Source organism: Mycolicibacterium pallens (assembly GCF_019456675.1).
Classification (GTDB): domain Bacteria; phylum Actinomycetota; class Actinomycetes; order Mycobacteriales; family Mycobacteriaceae; genus Mycobacterium; species Mycobacterium crocinum.
Map to the genome: position 1 here is coordinate 3,307,479 of NZ_CP080333.1, position 24,246 is coordinate 3,331,724.

Consider the following 24,246-nt stretch of genomic DNA (forward strand, 5'->3'; position numbering starts at 1 on the left):
CTGTGTATCGGCGCCGATTTCAAATCGTTACCAACGAACTATGACGTACCCGGCGTGTCGCCGCAGGAATCCCCGTCAGTTGGGTTCAGGAATCGAAACCCAGTCCCAGTCGATCGAGAGTGCGCAGGATGAGATTGCGTTTGCCCTGGTTGTGGTCGGCCCGATCCAGCGACCACCGGGTCGCCTGAATACCGACGCTGGCCACCGGTTCGGGCGGGAACGGCAGCGGCTTGCGGTTGACCATCTCCAACTCGGTCCGCTCGGTGGCGTGACCGTCGAGCAGATCCAGGCAGACGTCGGCGGCGAACCGGGCCGCACCCACGCCCAGACCGGTGAATCCGTTGACGTACGCGATCCGGCCGCGGCCGGCCAGCCCCCAGTGCGCGCAGAACCGCGTGTTGGTGTCGATCGCACCGGCCCAGCGGTGGCTGAAGCGGACGTCCTCGAGTTGCGGGAAGGTGATGAAGAAGTGCGCGGCCAGCTTGCGGTAGGTCTCCGGCCGGTCCTCGTACATCGGGTCGACTCGGCGGCCGTAGTGGTAGACGGCGTCGTAGCCGCCCCAGACGATCCGGTTGTCCGCCGAGAGGCGGTAATAGTGGAACTGGTTGCCGCTGTCGCCGATGCCCTGCCGTGAGCGCCATCCGATGCGGTCCAGCTGTTCGGAGGTCAGCGGCTCGGTGGCCAGGACGTAGTCGTAGACCGGAATGGTGTGCAATCGGTTGCGCTTGAGCAGGCTCGGAAAGACGTTGGTGGCCAACACAATCTGATCGGCCTCGATCGTGCCGGCGCGGGTCTCCACCCGAATCCCCCGCCGTTCCCGGTGCACCGACAGCGCCGCGGTGTGTTCGAAGATCTCCACGCCGGCCTCGGCGCAGGCGCGGGCCAGCTCGAACACCAGCCGGGCAGGATGGACGATCGCGCAGGTGTCGGTGGCCCACAGGCCGGCCCGGTAGGTGGGCGAGGCGACCTCATCGCGGACGGCGGCCTCGTCGAGGAACCGGCCCTCGCCGTCGTCGGCCCCTTCGGCCAGCCACTCGACCTGATGCGGCTCGGTGGCCACCGTCAACATGCCGGTGCGCTCCCAGTCCACGTTCATGCCGTAGGACTCGATATCGGCCTGCATGCCGTCGAGGTTGGCCAGGCCGAGTTTCTCCAAACGATCGAATTCGGTTGGCCAGCGCGACTTTCCGTTCTCGGCGCCGTGGGTGATGCTGGCTTCGACGAAGCCCCCGTTGCGTCCCGAGGCCGCCCAGCCGACTTGCTCGGCTTCGATCAACACCACCCGCGCGCCGGGATGACGCTCCTTGGCGTGCAGCGCCGACCACAAACCGGCGTACCCGCCGCCGACCACCAGCAGGTCACAGGTCAGGCCGCCGGACAGCGTCGGGTAGTCGGGCCGCGGGATGTCCAACCACATCGATCGATGCGCGGCTGACCCCAGCGCCCGGGCGATCAGGGCGGGGTCGACTCGGCGATCGAATACGGTCTGCACCCCAGCATGGTGCCATGACGTGGCCGCGCTACCGGGCGAACCGCGCGAGTAGCGGCCCGACGATGGCGAGCACGAAAACATACGGTGTGGCCAGCGATCCGATCGCGGCGACGGTGGTGCCCGCCAACCCGATGATGACCAGCGAGAACTCGCCGCGGGCGACCAGTGCGGTGCCCGCGCGCAGCTGGCCCGGCCTGCCGACGCCGTCACGGCGGGCCGCGTACACACCGGTCGCCACCTTGGTGACCGCGGTGACCGCCGCCAGCAGCACGGCCGCGGGCAGCATCGGCACCAGATCGCTCGGGGCCACCGACAGCCCGATCGCCACGAAGAACACCGCCGCGAATAGGTCCCGCAGCGGGGTCAGCACCGCGCGGGCCCGATCGGCGGTATCCCCCGTCAGCGTCAACCCGACCAGGAACGCACCTACCGCCGCCGAGGCGTGCAGATGTTCGGCGGCGGCCGCCACCAGCAGGGTCAGCCCGAGGATGCGCAACAGCAATTGCTCGTCGTCCGGATGACTGATCAGCCGACCCAGGTGGTGGCCCCAGCGATACGACGCCGCGAATACCGCCGCCAGCGCGATCATCGCGGCGCCCATCCACAGCAGCGCCTCCCACCACGTTCCGCCGGCCGCCAGCACCGCCAGCAGCGGCAGGTAGGCGGCCATCGCGAAGTCTTCGAGTACCAGGATCGACAGCACCGCAGGGGTTTCGCGGTTACCCAACCGGCGCAGGTCGTTGAGCAGCCGGGCGATGACGCCCGACGAGGAGATGAAGGTGATGCCCGCCATCGCCAGGATGCCGACGACGTTGAGGCCGAGGAGCCAGCCGGCGATGGCCCCCGGGGTGGCGTTCAGAACGAGGTCGACGCCGGCCGACGGCAGGTGACGCCGCATGCTGGCGGCGAACTCGCCGATGGAGAACTCCAGGCCCAGGGTCAACAGCAGCAGCACCACGCCGATCGTGGCGCCGGCGGACACGAACTCCCCCGCCGCCGGGATCGGAGCGATCCCGCCGTTGCCCAGCGCGAGCCCGGCCAGCAAGTACAGCGGGATCGGCGACAGCGCGTAGCGGCGCGCCAGGGTTCCGAGGATCGTCAGGACCGTGAAGATGACGCCGAGTTCGAGGAGAAGCGCCGCCGACACAGCCACCTAGATCAGCCTTGGTCGACGATTCGACGGACGCCCGAAATACCCTGCTCGGTGCCGATCACCACCAGAACGTCGCGGGCGTGCAGCACCTGGTCGGGTTTGGGTGAGGCCAGGACCTCTTCGTCGCGGACGATCGCCACGATCGACGCACCGGTGCGGGTGCGTGCCTTGGTGTCACCCAGCGGCCGGTCGACGAACGGCGATCCCGCCACGATCTCGACCTGGCCGGCGTCCAGTCCCGGCACTTCCTTGGTCAGGTCGGCAAAGCTCTCCACCATGCGCGGCGCCCCGAGGATCTGGGCCAGTGCGTCGGCTTCCTCGTCGGTGAGGCGGAACACCGGGCGGGCTTGGTCGGGGTCGGCGGCGCCGTAGACGACGACTTCAAAATCGCCACTGCGACGTGCGATCACGCCGATGCGGTTGCCCTCGGCGTTGTCGAACTCGTAGCGCAGCCCGACTCCCGGCAGCAGGACTTCCTTGACCTCCATGGGCTCCATCCTCGATGACGGCACCGATGTTGACTAACTGGTGGCCACCGTAGCCGCCGGCCGCGCCGAAGTGGTGGGTTGCCAGCCGGGCGGCCCGAAGATGTAGCCCAGCCGGTCGCGCCAGCGGCGAGCTGAGCGCACGTCGCGGGCGATCGCCGCGTACTCGTGGGTCTGCAGCTTCCAGATGTTGAACGTCGTGACCGGCTTGGTCAGGCCGTAGTGCGGGCGGAACAGCTCGGGCTGGAAGGTGCCGAACAGCCGATCCCAGATGATCAGAATCCCGCCGTAGTTCTTGTCGAGATACTCCGGATCCATCCCGTGATGCACCCGGTGGTGCGAAGGCGTGTTGAACACGAACTCGAAGGCGCGCGGCAGCTTGTCGATGCGCTCGGTGTGGATCCAGAACTGGTAGATCAGGCTGATCGAGAAGCTAGTGAACACCATCCACGGCGGAATGCCCAACAGCGGCAAGGGAATCCACATGATGATCTCACCGCTGTTGTTCCACTTCTGGCGCAGCGCGGTCGCGAAGTTGAAGTACCGGCTGGAGTGATGCGCCTGATGGGTGGCCCAGATCAGCCGGACCCGGTGGGCGATGCGGTGGTAGGCGTAGAACAGCACGTCGACCCCGACGATCGCGATCACCCACGTGTACCACTTCGTCGGCGACAGGTGCCACGGCGCGACGTAGGCGTAGAGCGCGGCGTAGCCGAGCAGGGCACCGAACTTCCAGGCCCCCATCGTCGCCACGGACATCAGGCCCATCGAGATCGAGGCCCACGCGTCGCGGGTGTGGTAGGCGCCCGAGGCGGGTTGCTCGGTTTCAGCCAGCCGCTCGAGCTTGCGGGCGGCGGTCCACTCGATCGTCAGCAGCAGCAGAAAGAACGGGATCGCGAACAACACCGGCTCGCGCATCTGTGGCGGGAGAACGGACAACAGTTCCCCGATTCGGTCCACTCTGACACCTCCTGACCGGGAGTCTAACCCGATCTCGACGCCTTGTTAGACACGGCGTCAAGAAGCGTCAGCGGAAGCTGAGCACCTCGTCGCCCCAGGCCTGCCGGATCGGACCGTCCACGTCGTCGACGACCCGGTCCTCGCGGTCGATCAGCAGGGTGGCGCGGTCGTCGGTGCGGTACGGCGCCCAGCGCGGCTGCCCCATCGGCAGGTTCGGATCGCCGGTGGCCGCGAAGCTGGTCCACCGCGCTCGCATGCGTTCGCTCAGCTCCTCGCCGGTCTTGAGCCCACCGAGTTTGAAGGTCACGTCACGGGGACCCGAGATCAGGTTGCCCCACACGTAGATCAACTCCGTGGCATGCGCTGCGCCCAGCCGAATGGCCTTGAAAAGCGGTGTGGCCCAATCGAACCGGTAGAGGTACACCGGCGCCACCGCGGTATGCCCCTCGGCGAACCACACCGTCGGCATCCGGAAGCCCACGTCGCTGGCCACGCCGAGGCTGCGGGTGCGGGCCATCTTGGCGGGGTAGGCCGCACTGATCTGCTCGGCGGTCGGCAGCTGCAGGCCCGGCTGGTCGTTGGCCATCTCACCGAACATCGTTCGGACGCCCTTCGGCGCGATCGGCATCAACGGTGAGCGCATCAGCCGGAACAGCGCCGCCTCGTTCTTGTTGGTCCCGATCAGCAGCGGCACCGGATGCGTCTTGCCGGCCCGCGCCAGCTTCACCGGGTAGTCCGGGACGAGGTCCCCGTCGACGGTCGGGGCGAACGCCAGTAGTCCGGGCCTGGTCGACGGGACGTGGTCGAACACCTCCTGCGAGGTGTCGACCAGCGTTTGGACGGGAGCCCGCTGCGCCTCGTCCGCCGTCATACCGAGCCGCTCGAGGAACAGCTCGGCCATCTCCTTCGCGCGTTCCCTGCCGTAGATGGAGGTGGCCGGCGCGCTCTGGGCGATGGCCCGGGAGAACAGCCCCGCGGCCTCGGGCACGGCCAGCAGTGTCGTGGTGATGGCGGCTCCGGCGGATTCGCCGAACAACGTCACCCGGTCCGGATCACCGCCGAAGGCGGCGATGTTGTCGGCAACCCAGCGCAGTGCGGCCAGCACATCGCGCAGGGCGACATTGCTGTCGAATCCGGCCGCCGACATATCGAGGAAGCCCAGCGCACCTAGCCGGTAGTTGATCGTGACGACGATGACGTCGGAACCGTGGGCCAGCACCGTGCCGTCGTACATCGGCTGGCTGCCCGATCCGAAGATGTAGGCGCCACCGTGCACCCACACCATGACGGGCTTGGCGTCGCCGGGCTGGGTGCCCGACGGAGCCCACACGTTGAGGAACAGGCAGTCCTCGTCGGCGCGGGTCCCGAGGCCCATCGGAATCGGGCTGCGCGGCTGGGGACTCACCGGACCGAACGTCGTCGCGTCGGCCACGTCGGTCCAGGGCTGCGGGGGCACCGGTGCGCGCCAGCGCAGATCGCCGACCGGCGGGGCGGCGTAGCGAAGGCCCTTCCACGTCTTGACCCGGCCATCGTCGGCGCCGCGGACCGGCCCGTAACTGGTTTCGACGACCGGACTGTCCACGACCGGCCGAATGCTCGCATCCGCTGTCATCGTTTACCTCCTGCAGCTCGCGCGGTGTCGATGAACGACGCCACCCATCCACGCTACCCACGGGTAACGTGACCGGCCGCAGCACGGCTCGTCTATCCGGTCACCGCTGCGGCGCGGTATGACGGCGACCACACTCGCCGGCCCAGCTATCCTGACCGGCGTGCGGAAATGGCTGCTGCTGTTCGCCGCTATCGCCGTGGAGGTCACCGGCACCCTGTCGTTGCGCGCGTCGCAGGATCATTCGGCCTGGCTGGTCCTCGTGGTCACCGGCTACCTCGCCTCGTTCTACTTCCTGGCGCTGGTCCTGCGCGCCGGTATGCCCGTCGGGGTGGCCTACGGCGTCTGGGGTGCGATCGGCACTGCGGCAACGGCCGTGCTGGCCGCGTTGATCTTCGGCGACCCGTTCACCGCTCCGATCATCGTCGGGATCGTCTTGATCATCGCCGGTGTGCTGATGGTGGAACTCGGGTCGCGGCACGTCGCCGACGAGGAGGGCGCGCCGTGATGTGGCTGACGCTGGCCGGCGCCATCCTCATCGAGGTGTGCGCGACCCTGTGCCTGCGCGCCTCGGACGGTTTCCGCAAGAAGGTCTGGATCGCGCCGATGCTGATCGGCTATCTGGCGTCGTTCACGCTGCTGTCGGTCACGCTGTCGCTGGGAATGCCGGTCGGTGTCGCCTACGGCGTGTGGTCGGCGGCCGGTGTCGCCCTGATCGCGGTGATCGCGCGGGTGCTGTTCGCCGAGCCGCTGACGCCGCTGATGATGGGGGGCATCGGGCTGATCATCGCCGGGGTGCTCACGATCGAGCTGACCGGCGCCGCGGACTGAGAGCTCGAGCGAGCAGCACGGTCACCAGTCCGGCCGCCGGGACCGTCACCAAGCCAGCACGCAGTGACGCGGCGTCGGCGATCGCACCGACGAGGATCGGCGAGCCGAGGAACCCCACCCGCATCAGCCAGGTGAGTGCCGTCAGCCCGGTGCCCGCCCGCAGTCCCGGCAGCTCGTCGGCGGCGTGCATCGCGCCCGGCACCAAGGTGGCCGAGCCGAATCCGGCGGCGGCGAATCCGGCGATGGTGCCGGGAATGCTGGGGAACGCCAGTGCCGTCGCCATGCCCACCGCGATGATCAGTCCGCCGGCGCGGGCCACCGCACACGGTCCCCATCGGTCGGTCAGCCGGTCGCCGACGAGGCGGCCGATGAACTGAAAGCCGACCAGCGCGACGTAACCGAAGGCGGCCAGCGCAGCGGGCGCTGACAGCGAATCGCGCAGATACAGCGTGGCCCACGAGCTGCCCGCGTCCTCCACGGCGGCCCCGGCGATCGCGATCGCCACCAGTGCGGCCAGCACGAGGTGGACGCTGCGGCCGGACTCGCCGGCGACGCGCTCGTCGGTACGGGATTCGGTGTCGTCGTGGTCGGGTCCCGGCAGCAGGAAGTGGTAGGCGATCAGGCAGAGCACGCTGAACACCAGGCCGGACGCCGACAGTTGCACGGCGCGCGGAATGCCGAGATAGATTGCGCCAGCGCCCATCAGGCCGCCGAGCACGGCACCCGACGACCACACCGCGTGCAGTGAGTTGATGATGAACCGGCCGTAGGCGCGCTGCACCCGCAGCCCGTGCACATTCTGGGCGACGTCGGTCACCGAGTCGGCCGCCCCGGCGCAGAACAGTGCCGCCGCCAGGACCGGGCCGGTCGGCGCCAGGCCGGCGACGATCGTGAACACGGCGATCAGCACGCTGCCCGCGACCGCGACCACCGACGAGCGGTACCGGCGGATCAACGCCGGCGCCGCCGGCCCCGTCAGCAGCGCGCCGCCCGAAAACGCGGCCACCGCCAGCCCGAACGCGGTGTTCGACAGTCCGAGGTCGGTCTTGATCTCGGGGAACCTCGGCAGCAGGTTGGCGAACAACGCCCCGTTCGTGAGGAACAGTGCGGCGCTGGCGACGCGGGCCCGCCGATGGTGCACATCGCGTCCCGGGCGGCCCATGTGAGGCGAGGTTACGGGCAACCGAGCAAGATGGCAGCCATGACTGCTGCGTCGCTGGCCGAACTCGCCCACCGGTTCGGGGTGGCCACCGAGTACCACGACTGGACCGGACGTTCGGTGCCGGTCGAGGAGGACACCTTGATTGCGGTGCTGGCCGCGCTCGGTGTCGAGGCGCATACCGAAGAGGGGCGCGCCGCAGCGCTTTCGGCGCAGGACACCCGCCACTGGTCGCGACCGCTGCCGCCGACGATCATCGGCCGCGCCGACAGTGAGACGTCCTTCTGGGTCCATGTCACCCACGGTGACCCGGCGCACGTCTGGGTCCGTCTGGAGGACGGCACCGTCCGCACCGGTGTGCGGCAGGCCGACAACTTCACCCCGCCGTATGACTTGGACGGCAGGCTCGTCGGCGAGGCGACGTTCGTGTTGCCTGCCGATCTGCCGCTGGGCTATCACCGCGTGCATCTGCGTTCGGGCGCCACCGAGTCGAGCACGCCCTTGATCGTCACCCCGTCCTGGCTGGGGCTACCGGCGCGGCTGGGTACGCGGCGCACGTGGGGCCTGGCTACCCAGCTATACAGCGTGCGCTCCAAGAACTCTTGGGGCGTAGGCGATCTCGGCGATCTCACCGACCTGGCGGTCTGGGCGGGGGCACGCCACGGAGCCGGCTACATTTTGGTCAACCCATTGCACGCGGCTGCGCCGACCAAACCTATGGAGCCCTCCCCCTACCTGCCGACATCGCGGCGGTTCACCAATCCGCTGTACCTGCGTGTCGAGGCGGTCCCCGAGTTCGCGTATCTGCCCAAACGCGGACGGGTGTGGAAATTGCGCGCCGCGGTGCAGGCGCGCTCACGCAAGATCGACGCGATCGACCGGGACTCAGCATGGGCCGCGAAACGCACTGCGCTGAAAGCGATTTACCGTGTTCCTCGGTCAGCGGGCCGCGAGCTGGCCTTCGAAGCCTTCAAAAAACGGGAGGGTCAGGCCCTCGACGACTTCGCCACCTGGTCGGCGCTGGCCGAGAAGTACGGCGGCAACTGGCGTAAATGGCCGAAGGGCCTACGGAATCCGGCCAATCCCGATGTGGCCGACTTCGTTCGACGGCACGGCTCCGCCGTGGACTTCCACCGCTGGCTGCAGTGGCAACTCGACGATCAGCTCGCCGCCGCTCAGTCTCAGGCCGTGCGCACCGGGATGGCACTGGGCATCATGCACGACCTGGCCGTGGGCGTTCATCCCGACGGCGCGGACGCCTGGGCATTGCAAAACGTGCTGGCCCTCGGGGTCACCGCCGGTGCGCCACCGGACGAGTTCAACCAGCTCGGCCAGAACTGGTCGCAACCACCGTGGCGACCCGATCAGCTCGAAGAGCTTGGCTACCAACCATTTCGCGCGCTGATCGCCGCCATCTTGAGGCACGCGGGCGGGGTCCGCATCGATCACATCATCGGCCTGTTCCGGTTGTGGTGGATCCCGGCGGGCGCCGCGCCGACCAAGGGCACCTACGTGCGTTACAACCACGACGCGATGATCGGGATCGTCGCGCTCGAGGCGCACCGGGCCGGCGCGGTCGTCGTCGGCGAGGATTTGGGCACGGTGGAACCGTGGGTCCGCGACTACCTGCGCGCCCGCGGGGTGCTGGGCACGTCGATCCTGTGGTTTGAGCTGGATCGCGACGGCGACGGCGGACCGCTTCAGGCTGAGCGGTGGCGTGAACTGTGCCTGTCCTCGGTCACCACCCATGACCTGCCGCCGACGCCGGGATATCTGGCCGGCGAACATGTGCGGCTGCGCGACCGCCTCGGCCTGCTCACCCGCCCCGCAGAGGACGAACTGGCCGAGGACGGTATCGAGCAGGCGGCCTGGCTGGCCGAGCTGCGCCGGGTCGGGCTGCTCGGCGACGGTGCCGACGAGGAGCAGGTGATCCTCGGCCTGTATCGCTATCTGGCCCGCACCCCGTCGCGGCTGCTGGCACTGTCGTTGACCGATGCGGTGGGCGACCGTCGCACGCAGAACCAGCCGGGCACCACTGACGAGTATCCGAATTGGCGCGTTCCGCTGACCGGGCCCGACGGGTCTCCGCTGCTGCTCGAGGACGTGCTGACGTGCCCGCGGGCGCAGGCGCTCGCCGCGGCGATGCACTCCGCGACCACGCCGCCGCCGGACTAGCGATGCCGAAATACAGTGCCGGCGTGCTGCTTCACCGGAGTGTCGACGGCGCCGTCGTCGAGGTGCTCATCGGCCATCCCGGGGGGCCGTTCTGGGCGCGCAAGGACGACGGTGCGTGGTCGATTCCCAAGGGCGAGTACGACCCCGACACCGACGACCCGTGGTCGGCTGCGCAGCGCGAGTTCGCCGAGGAGTTGGGCTGCGACGTGCCGGTCGGCCCGCGGATCGAGTTCGACGCGGTCAAGCAGCCCAGCGGCAAAGTGCTGACGGTATTCGCAGTGGACGCCGACCTGGATGTGACCGAGGCGCAGAGCAATACGTTCGCGCTGGAGTGGCCGAAGGGATCGGGCCGCATTCAGGAGTTCCCCGAGCTGGACCGGGTGGGCTGGTTCCCGGTGGCACAGGCACGCCGCAAGCTGCTCAATGGCCATGTGGTGTTCCTGGACCGGCTGATGACTCATCTGCCGGGACTGGGCGAAGGCGATCCAGATCCCGCGGGTTAACCTCACGACGTGAAGGTCGCCGTCGTCGCTCCGATCGGGGCCGGGGTCACCGCGGACCCGGCGTGGATGGCCGGGTTCGCCCGCCATCTCGAGGCATGTGGTTTCGAGTCGATCGTCATGGCCGAGCACACGGTGCTGGTGACCGAATACACCAGCGTGTATCCCTACGATCCGTCCGGGCGGGTTGAGGTGGCACCGGATTGTCCGGTTCCCGATCCGCTGGAGATGCTGGCTTTCCTGGCGGGCCAGACCACGACGCTGGGTCTGGCCACCGGGGTGCTCGTGTTGCCCAACCATCAGCCGGTGATGCTGGCCAAGCGGGCCGCCACGGTCGACGTCCTGTCCGGCGGACGGCTGCGGTTGTGCGTCGGGGTCGGGTGGTTGCGCGAAGAGATCGAAGCGTGCGGAGCGGATTTCGAGAGTCGGGGCCGTCTCGCCGACGAACAGATCGAGGTGCTAAGGGCGTTGTGGGCCGATAACCCCGACGGCGTCAGCCATCACGGTGACTTCTACGACTTCGACCATGCCATGTCGTACCCCAAACCCGTTGCTGCCGAGGGTATTCCAATTCACATTGGCGGCCACAGCCGGCTCGCGGCGCGCCGGGCAGGACGCTTGGGCGACGGTTTCCAGCCGCTCGGGGTCGGCGGCAGTGAGCTGGCGACGCTGGTCGAGGTGATGCGGGTGGCGGCCGAGGATGCCGGCCGCGACCCCGATTCCCTCGAGTTGTCACTGGGCCATCTGGTCACCAAGGTCGATGCCGACCGCGCCGGACGGCTGGCCGAGGCCGGCGCCGATCGGCTGGTCCTGGGTATGCCGCCGGTCACCGATCTCTCCGAGGCCGAGGATCTGTTGTCTGCCTGCGCTCAACGGCTGGGCTTGTCGCCGTGACACTCTCGGTTCCGGATCGATTGGACCTGTCGAGCGTGGTGCACCGGTACGCCGCGGCAGTCGACGATCGGGATGTCGACGCCGTGCTCGAGTTGTTCGCAAGCGACGGTGAACTGGTGTTACCGGAGCCTCCCGATGTGCTGACCCCGGCGCGGTCGCATCGCGGCCGCGGCGCCATTCGCGAGGCACTCGCCGCCGTGACCAGCGTCGGGCGCACCCATCACAGCGTCGACTCCGAGGTGTACACCGCGGGCCCGGATTCCGATGTCGCACAGGGACGTATCGCGGCGACCGCACACCATTGGAGCCGCGCCTCCGAGGGCGTCACCGATCTGGTGTGGTACCTGCGCTACGACGACGACTATCAGCGGTCGGACTCGGGGTGGCTGCTGACCCGCCGCGCGTTGATCATCGACGCGATCGAGACTCGCCCTGCCCGCCGGCTGCGCTGAGAACAGAGTCCACACTCGGCGCAGTCAGCCGCGCGATTGCAATGCCTGCTGGCCGAAGGTGCCGGTCTGCAACGACCCGTCGGGCAGCACCAGCTCACCGCTCTCCAGCCGTGACCGCAAGTAGGCAAACGTCTGCGCGGTCTGGGCGAACAGATGCTCGCCGGCCACCAGCGCCGGTCGCGACGGTCCGTCGGCGAACTGCGGCAACGGCTGCACCACGGTGTGATAGTCGACGTTGAAGAACAGCGGAAACGAGTACCGCTCCTCTTTCACCTTGCGCACACGATGTGAGGTCGCGACGAAGGCGCCGTTGGTCCACAACTCGAGCATGTCGCCGACGTTGACCACGAACGTGCCGGGAATCGGCGGAACGTCGATCCATTCGCCTGCGCCATTGAGCACCTCGAGTCCCGGGGCGGTGGGCTTGAGCAGCGTGAAGCACTCGTAGTCGGTGTGCGCACCGATTCCCTGCGCGTCTTCGGCGTCCGGATTGTGCGGGTAGTAGATCAGCCGCAGCTGGCTCGGCGTCTTGGTCGCATGTCTGGTGAAGGTGTCCGGATCCTCGCCCAAGGCAACGGCGAACGCGCCCAACAGATCTCGGCCGACTTCCAGCACAGCCTGGTAGTACTCGGTGACGGTGTCGGCGAAGCCGGGTAGCTCTGGCCACACGTTGGGTCCGAGCATCGGGTTGCCGGCCAGGTGGTCGGGGTCGTCGGCGGGCAGGTCCAGTGCGGTGTCGAACGCCTCCTTGACATCGGGCTTGTCACCGTAGAAGCCCTCCTCGCCCACCGGGACGTAGCCGCGGTGACACCGGGACAGTCCGATATAGGACTTCATCTTCTCCTCTACTGGGAGGGCGAAGAACTGCTTGGTCGCATCGAGCAGCCGACCGAACAGCTCGTCACTGACCGAGGTGCCGGAGATGTAGAAGAACCCCACCTCGCGGGCGGCTGCGCCGAGTTCGGCTGCTACCCGGTCGTGTTCGGCCCGGTCTGCGGACCGCAATCCGCTGATGTCGATGACGGGTACCGTTTGAAATGATGTCGTCCCGCTCACAGTGTCACGTGTCCTTCGCTGTCGTTGATGTCCCAGGCGATGTCGTCGTCGACTCCCAGCTGTCCTGACGTCAGTCGAGGGCGCAGTACCGCGCCGGCTCGATCCGAATGGCTGGATTCGGTTATCCGCCAGTCGGTTTCACTGACGACTCCGAGTGAGATCTCGCCCGGGTGGGCCCAGCCAAATCGGTCCCCCACTCGCACCAGCACGCCCGTCGCGTCCGCTGCCGAGGCCAGCAATCCCCAACACGGCTGCGCGCCACCGGGCTCACGCTGCCAGTGTTCGGTGTAGTCGGCGTGCACGCCGACCTCGACCAGGGTGTCACCGGCCCAGCTCATCCGGCCCGCGTCCGGCAGACCAGGTGGCTGGAGGTCGACCAGGCGGCTCCACTCGAAGACGTCGTCGTGCTGCCCGAGCCGCCCGGCGAACCCCTCCCCTGGACCCCGCACATCGACGAACAGGGAAAGTCCTTGCAGCCACAGCACATTCGTCCCGGTGTCGCGGGACCCATCGGCGTCGATCAGCAGTGTGCGACGCCAGAGTCCGGCGCAGTCGGTGATCACCGGTGTCACAGTGCTGCGTCCCACTGTGCCCGCAGCTGTGCCATTCCGGCGCCGGTCGGCCGGCCCAGCGCCCGAACCCGTGCGATGCCGCCGTCTGGATAGGCCTGCACGCGAATCGCCGTGATCGCGGGAGCATTGACCACGAAGACCTGCCGTGCGTCGGGAAGCAGTCGGGTGCGGGGTAGCACGATCTCGTCGAAGGGCAACGCCCACCAGGGCCGCCGCTCGTCTGGCCGGTCGCGGGTGCCGCACACGCAGACTTCACGGGAGGCGTTGAACACGAAGTACGAGGTGTCGATTTCGACCCGGTCCAGGTCGGTGGATGTCAGGAACGAGATCGTCACCGCATCGTGGGTGTCCGGACCGATGTCGCGCCGACGCCGGGCTTCCCAGCCCGATCCCATGTTCTGCGGCCGGTCCGCGGCGATGATCGCCCGCGCGTCGGAGTAGAACGTGTCGCTGCAGTGCTCGACGCGTCCGCCCTGCTCGGCGCCGGACACTTCGACGGTCACGCCGGCCCACAGCGTCGGGTCGGGAATCGGATCGCCGTACGCCCGAAGCCTTGCCACGCCGCCGTCGGAGGCGATCACCAGCTTGAGATGGGTGTAGCGGCGCGGGTCGTCAACGGCGAATGGATTGTGCGCGTCGGCTTTCAGCGCGGTCAGGGGTGACAGCAGCCGCCAGTTCACGGTCGGGCCGCACGGGTCGTCATCGGCAGCCAGCGTCGCCGCGTACAGCGTGCAGCCGGTGGGATGGTTTCCGGTGAAGAAGCGGGTGTCGACGTCGACGGTGCGCAACCGTCCCGGCACTCCGAGCCGGATGATGGCCCAATCCGGCGCGGCGGCGTGCCTGCGGGTCTCCCAGCCGTCGACCACCTCACCGCGCAGATCGAAAGTGCCTGGGACAAAGGCGGGTTCGGCCGGTTTGATCAGCTGCTCCTTGAAGCCGAACGATTCGTCGCTGGCCGCCACGACGCTGCCGCCGACCGCACGGCTGGCCAGGTCCAATCCGGTCATGTGCCCAACGCCTGCGATAGTGGCCAATGTGTGCGCGCGTTGCCCGGTCCGGCCGCATACACCCCGGCCTTGCTGGTGGACAGACCGAGCCCGACGAGCATCTGCGCCAGACCCACTGCGGCGGCCACGCCGTCGACGGCCGGCACACCGACTTTCTCGGCGATTGCGGCGGTGACACCCGCCATGCCCGCGCAACCCAGGCAGATCACGTCTGCGCCGTCGTCGGTCACCGCGCGTTCGGCTTCGGCCACGATCGCGGCGACCGCACCGGCTGGGTCGGCGTCGACCTCCGCGGTCCCGAGTCCGCATGCTCGCACCGACACGCAGTGTGCGCCCAGACCGGCCAGCAGCAGCCGATCCTCGATCGGGGCGATCGAGCGGGCCAGCGTGGTGACCACCGAGAACCGCCTGCCGATGAGATGCGCGACGTGGGCGGCGGATTCGGCGATGTCGAGCACCGGGACGTCGAGCATCTCCTGCAGCGCATCCTTGCCGTGCTCGCCGAATCCCGCCAAGACCACGGCGTCGGCATCGAACGTCCCGGCGGCCAACTGGGTGGCGACGACGTCCATCACTCCGACGGCGGACAGATAGCTTTCCGCTGCGGAGTCGATCGCGGCCGCCCCGAAATTCGGCTGCGTCGAGACGATCTCGGTTCCGGGAGCAGCGGCGGACCGTGCCGCAGCATCGATTTCGGCGGTCATCGTGACCGACGTGTTCGGGTTGAGGACCAGGATTTTCATGCCGGCTCCCGAACTGAGGCGCGCAGCAATTGCCCGCGGCTGTCGTCTCCGGCGATGTGTCCGCCCCGCCACGTCTGACGCACCGCTCCTGCCAGCGGGAGCCCCTCATAGGGAGTCAGTGGGTGCCGGTGTCGCAAGTCGGCGCCGCGCACCACCCAGGATTCGTCGGGGTCGAATACGCAGAAGTCTGCGCGTTTCCCGGGCTCGATGACACCGCGGTCGGCCAGACCGGCCAGTTCGGCTGGTGCCTGTGCCATCCACCGGCACACGTCAGGCAGGCCGAATCCCACTCGAGCGGCGTGCGTCCACAGCGCGGGGAGTGCGATCTGCAGCGAGCTGATCCCGCCGAACGCATGGCCGAAGTCACCGCCGATCAGATCCTTGTACTCACCGGCGCACGGCGAGTGGTCGGAGACCACCATATCGAGCGTGCCGTCGGCCAAGGCCGCCCACAGCCGGTCGCGGTTGTCACCGCCGCGAATGGGTGGGCACGCTGCGAACAGGGTCCCACCATCGGGGATGGTCTCGGCGGTGAAAGTCAAATAGTGCGGGCATGTTTCAGCGGTCACCGGAAGGCCCGCCGATTTGGCGTCGGCGATCAGCGGCAACACCTGCGCGCTCGAAACGTGCACGATGTGGGCGCGGGCACCCGTCTGCGCGACCGCGTCAAGCACGATGCGGACCGCATCCAATTCGGCGGTGTCGGGCCGCGACCGCAGAAAATCGTCGTACGACCGGCCGGCCGGTGCTGGGCAACCGGTCAGCACCCGCTGGCTTTCGGCGTGCACCAGCAGCACCGAATCCAGTTCGGCCACAACGGCCATCGCCGCCCGGAACTGGTGGGCATCCAGGGGCGGGAAGTTCGGGTTTCCCGATTCAGACAGAAAACACTTGAACCCGAGCACGCCTGCCCCGGCCAGCACGGAGAACGACGCGAGGTTGGCCGGCACGATGCCACCCCAGAATCCGGTGTCGACGCGGCACGCCCCGTCGGCGACCGATCGCTTGGCCTCCAGCGCCGCTACTGTCGTGGTGACGGGATCACTGTCCAACGGCATGTCCACCACCGTGGTGATGCCGCCTGCCAGCGCCGCCGCGGTGGCCGATTCGAAGCCCTCCCAGTCGGTACCCGGCTCGTCGATGTGGACATGGGTGTCCACCAGGCCCGGAAGCAACACCACTTCGGGATCGAGGACCGTCTCGTTGACCCCGCCGAAGCCGGCGTCAAACGAATCGACGGCCCGAATCATGCCGTCCGCCAGGCCGATCGCGGTCGAGCGAACCACACCGTCGACCACCGCGCGCGGTGCGCGAATGACGTGCTCGACGGCGCCCGTGCTCACGGTGGCGGCACCGGGCCGAACCGCTCCGCGAAGGCCCTCGTCAGTTCCGGCCAGACATGCGGGTCGTGGCCGGGCACCAGCTCGTACCCCTTCTCGGCGGCCAGTCGCTTCAGCCGGCGGATCGGCTCGACCGTCTCGGCGGGGTCGACGTCGATGAACCCGCCGATCGGCAACTCGTGCTCGATGTTCTCGGTGAGATCGGCGGCGTCGAAGGCGAACACGAACCCACCGCCGCCCACCGACTCGTCGAGGTCGACGACGAAGCTCTGATGCCCCGGCGTGTGGCCGTAGGTGGGCACCGCGGTGATCCCGGGTGCGATCTGCGCTTCACCGTCGGCCAGCACCCAGTCGATGCGGGGATCGTCGAAGTCGATCCGGTTGATCGCGTTGTGTTCGGGCTCGGGATGGTTCGACAACCCGTACTCCAGCTCGCGGCGCTGCGCATGCACCGGGACCTTGCCGGCGAACAGCTTCACGCCGCCCGCGTGGTCGTGGTGCAGATGCGACAGCGCCACGAGGTGGATGTCGTCGACGTCGATGCCGATGTCGTGCAACGACTCCTCGATCGGCTCGCCGGGTCCTGGGAGTACCGGGATGTACTCGACGGTCGGGAAGAACCGCCGGTACAACGCCGGATCGCGGATCAGTGCGGTGTTGAACCCGGTGTCGAGCAACACCCAGCCGCCGTCGGTCTGCAGCAGCACACCGGGAACCGGCTCACGCATCCGCAGCTCCGGCGGCGCCCCGTAGACCGACACCGATTTAGGCAGCTCCTCCCAACCGAGGGTCAGCAGGACGATCCGGCGAACTTTCCCGTCTCCCAGAACCATTCGGCTCAGCCTACCGACAGCGCGGCCAACTTGAGCGTGTTCGGGTCAGTCACCACGTGCGCCTGCTCGACACCCTTGAGCCATGGCTGGGCCACCATGAAGTCGTTGACATTGGCGATGTTGAGCCAGCAACCCGTCTTCACGGCTTCCTCACCAGCGGTGGAGAAATCCGCAAGGTCGCCGGTGGGCAGACCCTTGGCCAGCGCGTCGGTGATCGGCGGGGCCGAGCAGCCGAAGAAGTTCAGGCCGCCGTCGGCATCCCAGGAGATGTGCCCCCAGGTGTAGGGCGACGGCGCGTCCGGCCAGCCGAGGTAGGTCATGATCTCCGGTGCCGCCTGACCGTCACCGCCGACCCATCCATAGATCTCCGACGTCGGGTAGGCCTGAACCTTGGCATTGAGTCCGGCCGCCGCCAGCTGGGTCTGAATCAGGTTGGAAATCAACTGGTTATCGGGGTTCGACGAGTCATAACCGATGGTGACCGACTTCTGGTCAGCGGGCAGGCCCGCCGCCAGCGAGGTCAGCACCGACGGATCATGGGTCACCGATTGCTTGCCGTATTCAGCGGCCATCATGTTCGCGGGGTAGATCTGGTCGGCTTTCTTGCCGCGGCCGAAGTAGGTCTGCTTGACCAATTCGTCGACGTCGATGGCCTGCATGACGGCGTTGCGGTTCTTCGCGTCGGTCATCATCCCCTTCTTGGGATTGATGTAGACGAAGTTCGACATCATCGTCGGCAGTGAGTAATTCGTGAACGACTTGTTGTCCAGGTAGGACTGCACTGCCGAGGACGGAAGGTCATGCAGGATCGCGGCGAGCTGACCGTTGTTGAACTGCAGCTGCTGAGCCGAGACGTCGGTGATCACCGGCAGTTCGACCTTCTCGAAATACGGCTTGGCGCCCCAGTAGTCGCCGAAGGCGGTCAGCTGGTACTTCGAGCCGACCTCGGCGGCGGTCAGCGTGTACGGACCGGTGCCCAGGTCGTGGGTGGTCAGATAACCCTGCGCGTGGTCGGTGCCGCCATTCTTCTGCAGGCCGTCGGGACTCATCATGCGCGGACCGTATGGGCAGGCCAGGTAGTCCAGGAATGCCGAGTTCGGCGCCTTGAGCGTGACGGTGACGTCGTAATCGCCTTGAGTGGTGACCGATTCGACGTCCGAGACCATGTATGCCGGGCCCTGATTGACGGCCGCGCGCCGATCGAAGGACGCCTTGACCGCGGCCGAGGTGAAGGGTGTGCCGTCGTGGAACTTCACCCCTTGGCGCAACTTGAAGTTGAACACCTTGTTGTCCGGGGACGCCGTCCACTCGGTGGCCAGCAGCGGTTGGAGTTCCGCCTTGTCGGTGCCGCCCTTGTACTGCAGCAGACCCTCATAGGTGTTGGTGGTTAGCAGCAGGCCCTGGCCTGCATAGTAGATGTCGGGGTCCGGCGGTTGGCCCGGATCCTGCAGGAACGACAGCTTCAGCACCTTGTCGGTCGGAGCCGCGTTCGGGGTGCTGCTGCCACCGGAATTCGAACCGCCACAGGCGGTCAGAGCCAGTGCTGCGGTCGCGCCGATCGCGAGCAGCGTGGTGATTTTCTTCATCGGGCGGCTCCTTCTAGTACCGGGGTGGTGAGGGATGCAAAAGCGTCGAGGATCTCCTCGGTGGTCCGCGTTGCGCCGGTTTGCAGATATTCCATGGCATCCAGTGCGGCTTCATGCCGATACTCCGACGAACCGCCGACGCAATCGGACACCACCCGCACGTGGAAGTCACGCTGATGGGCGTCGGCGAAGGTGTAGTGCACGCACACGTCGGTCAGGCCGCCGATCAGGATCAGTGTGTCGGCCTTCAGGCCGGACAGCACGATCTCGAATTCGGTCCCGATGAAGCCGGAGTAACGGCGCTTCACGATATGGAATTCGTGATTGGGGCCGTCGAAGTCGGGCAGCAGCTCGGGGTGCAGCGGGGTGCCTGGCCGGCCGTCGATGCAGTGCGGTCCTTCGACACCGTCGAGTTCGCGGCCGAAGTCGATGCCGTTGGCGCGGTGCACTTCCTGGAAGAACACAATCGGGATGGTCGCGGCGCGCGCGGCGGCGATGAGCTGCCGCGCCCGGCCGATGCGGTCGGCGTATCCGGCCATGTGCGGGATGCCCACCTCCTCGACGGGCATATCGCCGCTCTCTTGCATGTCGACGACGACCAAGACCGGATTGCCCACTATCAGTGGCTGTTTCGGCACCTATCCTCCTGTAACTGCGATGCGGGGGTCTGCGGCGGCCTGGAGAAGATCCACGACCGTATTGATGAAGACGTAGAGGGCGCCGAGCATCAGCGTCACGCCGGCGATCGCCGGGAAATCGGCCACCGGGATGCTCTGCGCGATGTACTGGCCGATGCCGGGCCAGCCGAAGACCTGCTCGATAACCAGCACACCGGCGAACATCAGGCCGACCTGCAGCCCGGTCATCGACAAGGCCGAACCGACGCAGTTGCGCAGCACGTGTCCGGCCACAATCCGGCTCTCCGACAACCCTTTTGCCCGTGCGGTCCGCGCGTAGTCGCTGTCCATATCGGTCAGCAGGCTGGATCGCAGCACCCGGCCGATCGCCACCGCCGGGCCCAGCGCCAGCACCAGCGCGGGCAGTATCAGGTGGTGCAGCGCGTCGGCGACGACGTCGAAGCGTCCGCTGATGAGTCCATCGACCGTCAGCAGCCCGGTGGGCCCGGTGGGCGGATTGCTGATTCCGATACGGCCGTTGGCCGGTACCCAGCCGAGCTTCTGGTAGAAGACGATCAGCCCGAGAATGCCGAGGAGGAACATCGGCGCCGACGCACCGGTGAACAGCACCCCGCGCAGCACCGCCGAGCCGCGCCACTTCAATGTGGTGCTGAAGGCCAGCAACACCGCGAGGATCAGCGCGATCCCGATGCCGTAGATCGCCAGTTCCAGGGTGGCCGGGAAGAAGCTGCCCAGATCGGACGCGACGGGGTGCCGGGTCCGGTATGACGTGCCGAGATCACCCTGCACGGCCCCGGTCAGGTAGTGCCAGAACTGCGTGACGATCGGGTCGTTGAGGCCGAGCGCTTCCCGGCGTGCTGCCACCGCCGACGCCGACGACTGGGCTCCCATCTGGGCCTTGACCGGATCCAGCGGCGAAATGTGCTGCAGCACAAACATCACCGCGGTGAGCGCGACCAGAATCGCAACCGTGGCCGCCAGTCGGGAGGCAATGAACGTTTTCATCTCACGTCCTCCTAGCTCGTCTTCATCATGTTGCGCAGGCTGTCACCGGCGATGTTGCCGATCACTGCCAGGACCAGAACCCCGAGGCCGGGCATCACCGGAACCCACCACTGCTGCAGGAAGTAGCTCAGGTTGCGGGCGGCATCAGCTCCGAGCTCCGGGGCCGGGGCGGATTGCCCGAGTCCGAGGAACGACAGGGCCGCCAGCGTCAGGATCAGCGTGCCGAGGTCGAGGCTCGCGGCCACCAGCGCGTTGGGCACCGCTCCAGGGAGCAGGTGGCGCACCGCCACCCGGATGCGTCCGACGCCGGCCAGCCGGGCGGCCTCGACGTGCGGGCGTGCCTTCAGCCGGGCGATCTCACCGCGAACCAGCCTGGCGTAGAACGGCCACCACACGATCGACACCGCGATCAGCGTGTGGACGAAGCCGGGTCCGAGCGCAGCGACGACGGCGATCGCCAGTACCGGAGCCGGCAGCGACAGAAAACCGTCGGTGATTCGCATCAGGGTCGCGTCGATCCAGCCGCCGGTGGCGCCGGCGATCAGCCCGACCAGACCACCGATGAGCAGCCCGACGCCGACGACCACCAGCGCGGCGAACCAGCTCGACCGGACACCGAAGAGCACGCGGCTCAAGATGTCGCGCCCGACGCTGTCGGTGCCGAGCAGGAACCCGTTCTTACCGGGCGCCTGCAGCGGCATGCCGACCGGGACCAGTGGATCGTGCGGGGCCAGCAGCGGCACGGCGACGGCGATCACCGTCAGCACCAGGATCAGTGACACACCGAGCCAATTCAGGATCAGCGCACGGTCTTTCGGGAGTCCGGCCATCCGCTTCTCGCGGCTGCGCAGCAGCGCCGGGGCAGGTATCGCGATGGCCATCAGCGCGCCTTTCGTTCGATACAGGCGACCTGGTGCGGGCTGCCGGGAATGCCCTCCAGACGCACGTCGAGCTCGATATCACGGCACGTGTCGATCGCGATCGGGCACCTCGGGTGGAAGGCGCATCCGGTCGGCGGCGACAACGGGCTCGCAGGTTCACCGGCCAGCACCCGGCAGTCGCGGCCGAGATCGGGGATCGCGTCGACCAGGGCCTGGGTGTAGGGATGGGTCGGGCGGCCGATCACGTCTTCGGCGGGGCCGATCTCGACGATCCGGCCCAGATACATCACCGCGATCCGGTCGGCCACCACCCGTGCCACCGAGAGGTCGTGGGTCACGAACACCACTGACATGTCCAGCGTGCGGCGCAGTTCCCCGATCAGGTTCAGCACCGACGCCGCCAGCGACACGTCGAGCGCACTGGTCGGCTCGTCGCACAACAGCACCTGCGGCGGGATCACCGTGGCGCGTGCGAGCGAAACACGTTGCCGCTGACCGCCGGACAGCTGCGCCGCTCGGGACTTGACCACGTCGAGGGGCAACCCGACCCGCTCGAGCACCGCGGCGACGGCGTCCTTCCGCTCGCCGCGCGACATGGAGGTACCGCGCAGCCGCTCCCCGATCAGCTCGCCCACCGACAACCACGGCGTCAGCGATGCGCCGGCGTCTTGGAAGACCATCTGTGGACGTCGATCCCCGGCCAGCTCGACCTCACCGGTCGTCGGCTTCTCTAGTCCGGCAATGATTCTCAGCAGAGTCGACTTGCCCGAGCCGCTCTCCCCCACCAGGGCCACCGATTCACCCTGCGCGACGGTCAGCGACACCCCGCGCAACGCCTGCAGCTTGCCCCCGGACGCGCCGGAGCGATCGAGCCGACGGCGCCGCACGGTGAAGGCCTTGGTGACGGTGCGGACGTCGACGGCGGGTGGGGCGTCAACCGCGATCTCGGTCCGATCGGCGAAAGCCTCGGTCTCGGCCGCGACCACGCCGGCCAGTTCGGTGCGCATCTGCGCCGGTTCGACGATGCAGGCACTGACCCGGTCGGCGGCGACGAGCACCGGATCCGTTGGTGTGACCGAGCACTCGGGCCGGGCCAGCGCGCACCGCGGTACGAACGCACAACCCGGCAGTGGCGCGGTCGGGCTTGGCACCTGTCCGGCCATCGCCGCCAAGGGGCGATCACGCGCGGTGTCCAGGGTCAGCCGTGATTGCAGCAGGCCGTGGGTGTACGGGTGAGCAGGCGTGGCGAGAACGTCTGCTGTGGGGCCGATTTCGGCGATTCGCCCGGCGTAGAGCACCGCGATGCGGTCGGCGATCTGTGCGGCGACACCGAGGTCATGGGTGATCAACACAATGCTGCAACCGATTTCGGCGCGCAGGCGCTGCAGCAGCGCCAGCACTTGGGCCTGCACCGTGACATCGAGCGCGGTCGTCGGCTCGTCGGCGATGATCAGTTCGGGATCACCGGCCACCGCGATCGCGATCATCACCCGCTGCCGCAGACCGCCGGACAGTTCGTGCGGGTAGGCCCGCATCCGCCGCTCGGGGTCCGGAATGCCCACCGCGGTGAGCAGTTTCAGTGCTTCTTCGCTGCTGCCGGCGACCTCTTCGACCTGCTTGCCGATCCGCATGGTGGGATTCAGCGACGTCATCGGGTCCTGGAATACCGCGCCAAGGTCCAACCGGCGGACCTTGCGCAACTGCTTGGCGGCACCGGTGAGCATGTTGGTACCACAGACCGAAACGCTGCCAACGGTCTTCGCGGCACCGAGCAAGCCCAGCATGCTGAAGCCCAAAACGCTCTTGCCCGAACCGGATTCGCCGACCAGACCGACGATTTCCCCGGGTGCGATCTGCAGTGACACGCCTCGGAGTGCATGCACGTCCCGTCCGTTGCGCCGGAACGTGACACACAGATTGTCCACCGCCGCGACCACGTCGTCCGGCATCGTCGCCGGGGTGTCCGGTCGTAGCGCAACACTTGCGGCGCTCGCCATGCAGAGTCTCCCCGAGGTTAGGAGGTCACGAGAATGAGCTCACCGGTGAGTCATCAACCTGTCGATTGACAGTTTTACGGGCCGCATGTCGTGGTGGGTGTCGCTGGCGTAACCAACCCGTGGCGGCGCGTAACCGATAGGTAACCCGCGTTTCTGTCGTGTGACAGAAAATCCCTGGGTCTGTCTTTTCGCAGGTGATGTGGGTCAACATCGGATTCATGGAGACAACGCGGGCGGGCCGCCCGCGCTTGACCGAGCGGCGCAGACCCGGCACGACGGCCCGGGACGAGATCCTCGACGCCGCGGCGGAGCTGTTCACCACCCGCGGCTATGCCAGCACGTCCACCCGGGCAATCGCCGAGGCGGTCGGCATCCGGCAGGCCTCGCTGTACCACTACTTCAAGACCAAGGACGAGTTGCTGTCGGCGCTGTTGCACCAGACCGTCACGCCGACGTTGACGTTCCTGGCCGCGCTGGACCACGATTCGCCAGCGCGGACGTTGCACGCGCTGGCTGCCTTCGACGGCGCCCAACTGCTGACGTCGCGGTGGAACCTCGGTGCCCTCTATCTCCTGCCGGAACTGCGTGAGGCCCGACTGGCCGCGTTCTGGACCGAACGTGAGCGGCTGCGGCGGGCCTATCTCGATCTGAGCCGCACCGTACTGGCCGCGACAGGGGTCGCCGAGGACGCGGCCGATCTTCCGTTCCGCTTGGTCGAGTCGCTGGTGAACATGTGGATACCACCCCCGCATCCGGACCCCGCCACACTGGCCGGCCACGTGGCCGACGCCTGTCTGCGGGTACTCGGCATCACCTCGGACGAGCTTGCTGAGCTTCGCGCGTCCGGACCTGTTCGGGCAGGACATTTGTAGTATCGG

At 67.8% G+C, this 24,246-nt stretch carries 24 protein-coding genes; 7 read left to right on the forward strand and 17 right to left on the reverse strand.

What is annotated here, in order from left to right:
* Positions 1-85: 85 nt before the first annotated feature.
* The 5 genes from K0O64_RS16275 to K0O64_RS16295 all read right to left on the reverse strand — a co-directional run bounded on the left by K0O64_RS16275 (position 86) and on the right by K0O64_RS16295 (position 5,702).
* Positions 86-1,492 carry an NAD(P)/FAD-dependent oxidoreductase gene (locus tag K0O64_RS16275; protein ID WP_096311571.1) on the reverse strand — a complete coding sequence of 469 codons (1,407 nt, stop codon included), beginning with the start codon at positions 1,490-1,492 and terminating at the stop codon, positions 86-88.
* Between the two features lie 28 nt (positions 1,493-1,520).
* Positions 1,521-2,645 carry a cation:proton antiporter gene (locus tag K0O64_RS16280; protein WP_071944207.1) on the reverse strand — a complete coding sequence of 375 codons (1,125 nt, stop codon included), beginning with the start codon at positions 2,643-2,645 and terminating at the stop codon, positions 1,521-1,523.
* A 5-nt stretch (positions 2,646-2,650) separates the two neighbouring features.
* On the reverse strand, positions 2,651-3,133 hold the full coding sequence (locus K0O64_RS16285; protein WP_071944205.1) for a cation:proton antiporter regulatory subunit: 483 nt from the start codon (positions 3,131-3,133) through the stop codon (positions 2,651-2,653).
* A 33-nt stretch (positions 3,134-3,166) separates the two neighbouring features.
* Entirely contained in the window at positions 3,167-4,048 is an 882-nt protein-coding gene (locus K0O64_RS16290; RefSeq protein WP_071949789.1) for a sterol desaturase family protein, read from the reverse strand.
* Positions 4,049-4,157: 109 nt separating this feature from the next.
* On the reverse strand, positions 4,158-5,702 hold the full coding sequence (locus tag K0O64_RS16295) for a carboxylesterase/lipase family protein (RefSeq protein WP_096311572.1): 1,545 nt from the start codon (positions 5,700-5,702) through the stop codon (positions 4,158-4,160).
* Between the two features lie 160 nt (positions 5,703-5,862).
* On the opposite strand from K0O64_RS16295, the gene K0O64_RS16300 reads away from it, so the two are divergent.
* Together K0O64_RS16300 and K0O64_RS16305 are read left to right on the forward strand one after the other, a co-directional pair.
* Positions 5,863-6,207 carry a DMT family transporter gene (locus K0O64_RS16300; protein WP_071944201.1) on the forward strand — a complete coding sequence of 115 codons (345 nt, stop codon included), beginning with the start codon at positions 5,863-5,865 and terminating at the stop codon, positions 6,205-6,207.
* Positions 6,207-6,530 (forward strand): DMT family transporter, encoded by a 324-nt coding sequence (locus tag K0O64_RS16305; RefSeq protein ID WP_071944199.1) that lies wholly within the window; start codon positions 6,207-6,209, stop codon positions 6,528-6,530. The genes K0O64_RS16300 and K0O64_RS16305 overlap by 1 nt, the downstream gene beginning before the upstream one ends.
* Here K0O64_RS16305 and K0O64_RS16310 read toward each other — a convergent pair.
* Positions 6,499-7,692, reverse strand: coding sequence for an MFS transporter (locus tag K0O64_RS16310; RefSeq protein WP_096311573.1), 1,194 nt, complete (start codon positions 7,690-7,692; stop codon positions 6,499-6,501). The two genes, K0O64_RS16305 and K0O64_RS16310, sit on opposite strands and share 32 nt — an antisense overlap.
* A 30-nt stretch (positions 7,693-7,722) precedes the next feature.
* Between K0O64_RS16310 and malQ the strand changes: the two genes are divergently transcribed.
* Genes malQ through K0O64_RS16330 form a run of 4 tightly spaced genes read left to right on the forward strand, consistent with a single transcriptional unit; the run spans position 7,723 to position 11,710 of the window.
* The gene (malQ, locus tag K0O64_RS16315) at positions 7,723-9,864 is read left to right on the forward strand and encodes a 4-alpha-glucanotransferase (RefSeq protein WP_425574771.1); all 2,142 of its coding nucleotides are present in this window, start codon (positions 7,723-7,725) and stop codon (positions 9,862-9,864) included.
* 2 nt (positions 9,865-9,866) lie between these two features.
* Positions 9,867-10,367 (forward strand): NUDIX hydrolase, encoded by a 501-nt coding sequence (locus K0O64_RS16320; RefSeq protein WP_096312879.1) that lies wholly within the window; start codon positions 9,867-9,869, stop codon positions 10,365-10,367.
* Positions 10,368-10,376: 9 nt separating this feature from the next.
* Positions 10,377-11,258: an LLM class F420-dependent oxidoreductase gene (locus tag K0O64_RS16325; protein WP_096311575.1), complete on the forward strand. Its 882-nt coding sequence runs from the start codon at positions 10,377-10,379 to the stop codon at positions 11,256-11,258.
* On the forward strand, positions 11,255-11,710 hold the full coding sequence (locus tag K0O64_RS16330) for a nuclear transport factor 2 family protein (RefSeq protein WP_071944194.1): 456 nt from the start codon (positions 11,255-11,257) through the stop codon (positions 11,708-11,710). Before K0O64_RS16325 ends, K0O64_RS16330 begins: the two co-directional genes overlap by 4 nt.
* A 24-nt stretch (positions 11,711-11,734) precedes the next feature.
* Here K0O64_RS16330 and K0O64_RS16335 read toward each other — a convergent pair whose 3' ends face one another.
* Genes K0O64_RS16335 through K0O64_RS16385 form a run of 11 tightly spaced genes read right to left on the reverse strand, consistent with a single transcriptional unit; the run spans position 11,735 to position 23,368 of the window.
* Entirely contained in the window at positions 11,735-12,766 is a 1,032-nt protein-coding gene (locus tag K0O64_RS16335; protein WP_096311576.1) for an isopenicillin N synthase family dioxygenase, read from the reverse strand.
* Complete coding sequence (locus K0O64_RS16340; protein ID WP_225933464.1) at positions 12,763-13,329, reverse strand: hypothetical protein; 567 nt, start codon at positions 13,327-13,329, stop codon at positions 12,763-12,765. Before K0O64_RS16340 ends, K0O64_RS16335 begins: the two co-directional genes overlap by 4 nt.
* Before the next feature lie 5 nt (positions 13,330-13,334).
* Positions 13,335-14,345, reverse strand: coding sequence for an allantoicase (locus K0O64_RS16345; protein ID WP_096311577.1), 1,011 nt, complete (start codon positions 14,343-14,345; stop codon positions 13,335-13,337).
* Complete coding sequence (locus K0O64_RS16350; protein ID WP_096311578.1) at positions 14,342-15,088, reverse strand: aspartate/glutamate racemase family protein; 747 nt, start codon at positions 15,086-15,088, stop codon at positions 14,342-14,344. Before K0O64_RS16350 ends, K0O64_RS16345 begins: the two co-directional genes overlap by 4 nt.
* Positions 15,085-16,431 carry an allantoinase AllB gene (gene allB / locus K0O64_RS16355; protein WP_096311579.1) on the reverse strand — a complete coding sequence of 449 codons (1,347 nt, stop codon included), beginning with the start codon at positions 16,429-16,431 and terminating at the stop codon, positions 15,085-15,087. Before allB ends, K0O64_RS16350 begins: the two co-directional genes overlap by 4 nt.
* Positions 16,428-17,261, reverse strand: a complete 834-nt coding sequence (locus tag K0O64_RS16360) for an N-acyl homoserine lactonase family protein (protein WP_096311580.1) — start codon at positions 17,259-17,261, stop codon at positions 16,428-16,430. The genes allB and K0O64_RS16360 overlap by 4 nt, the downstream gene beginning before the upstream one ends.
* 5 nt (positions 17,262-17,266) lie before the next feature.
* Positions 17,267-18,847 carry an ABC transporter substrate-binding protein gene (locus K0O64_RS16365; protein ID WP_071944182.1) on the reverse strand — a complete coding sequence of 527 codons (1,581 nt, stop codon included), beginning with the start codon at positions 18,845-18,847 and terminating at the stop codon, positions 17,267-17,269.
* Positions 18,844-19,485: a cysteine hydrolase family protein gene (locus K0O64_RS16370; protein WP_071944180.1), complete on the reverse strand. Its 642-nt coding sequence runs from the start codon at positions 19,483-19,485 to the stop codon at positions 18,844-18,846. The genes K0O64_RS16365 and K0O64_RS16370 overlap by 4 nt, the downstream gene beginning before the upstream one ends.
* A complete protein-coding gene (locus tag K0O64_RS16375; protein WP_096311581.1) occupies positions 19,486-20,490 on the reverse strand; it encodes an ABC transporter permease in 1,005 nt (334 codons plus the stop codon).
* Positions 20,491-20,501: 11 nt separating this feature from the next.
* The gene (locus K0O64_RS16380; RefSeq protein WP_071944176.1) at positions 20,502-21,371 is read right to left on the reverse strand and encodes an ABC transporter permease; all 870 of its coding nucleotides are present in this window, start codon (positions 21,369-21,371) and stop codon (positions 20,502-20,504) included.
* Positions 21,371-23,368, reverse strand: a complete 1,998-nt coding sequence (locus K0O64_RS16385; RefSeq protein WP_096311582.1) for a dipeptide ABC transporter ATP-binding protein — start codon at positions 23,366-23,368, stop codon at positions 21,371-21,373. Before K0O64_RS16385 ends, K0O64_RS16380 begins: the two co-directional genes overlap by 1 nt.
* A 218-nt stretch (positions 23,369-23,586) precedes the next feature.
* On the opposite strand from K0O64_RS16385, the gene K0O64_RS16390 reads away from it, so the two are divergent.
* Positions 23,587-24,240, forward strand: coding sequence for a TetR/AcrR family transcriptional regulator (locus K0O64_RS16390; protein WP_096312881.1), 654 nt, complete (start codon positions 23,587-23,589; stop codon positions 24,238-24,240).
* Positions 24,241-24,246 lie beyond the last annotated feature (6 nt).